1 rRNA gene is annotated in these 638 nt (G+C 53.4%); it reads left to right on the top strand.

What is annotated here, in order from left to right:
• Window positions 1–96 precede the first annotated feature (96 nt).
• Window positions 97–638 (top strand): 23S ribosomal RNA (locus tag B5M42_RS25100); the annotation flags it as partial.

Consider the following 638-nt stretch of genomic DNA (forward strand, 5'->3'; position numbering starts at 1 on the left):
AACGAATGATGAAGTGTGTTTCCTGAGTAGTGAGACGTTTGTGCTGTAAACTCCCTGCCAAGCAGTGAGAGTTTGCAAAGCAAACTCCCTATATTAGGTTAAGCTAGAAAGAGCACACGGAGGATGCCTAGGCGCTAGGAGCCGAAGAAGGACGTGGCGAACGACGAAATGCCTCGGGGAGCCGTAAGCAGGCTTCGATCCGGGGATGTCCGAATGGGGGAACCCGGCTGTGGTAATGCGCAGTCACCTTGCAGTGAATACATAGCTGCAATGGAGGCATACCAGGGGAACTGAAACATCTAAGTACCCTGAGGAAAAGAAAACAAAAGTGATTCCGTCAGTAGCGGCGAGCGAAAGCGGATTAGCCCAAACCGGAGAGCTTGCTCTCCGGGGTTGTAGGACCTCAATGTGGCCCATGCTTGTTAGGTGAAGAAGTCTGGAAAGGCTCGGCAAAGAGGGTAACAGCCCCGTAGCCAAAAACAAGCGCAAGCCTAGAGGGATCCTGAGTACGGCGGGACACGTGAAACCCCGTCGGAATCCGGCAGGACCATCTGCCAAGGCTAAATACTCCCTAGCGACCGATAGTGAAGCAGTACCGTGAGGGAAAGGTGAAAAGCACCGCGGAAGCGGAGTGAAAC

Source organism: Paenibacillus athensensis (genome assembly GCF_004514475.2).
In the GTDB taxonomy this organism is placed as follows: Bacteria; Bacillota; Bacilli; order Paenibacillales; family NBRC-103111; genus Paenibacillus_AL; species Paenibacillus_AL athensensis.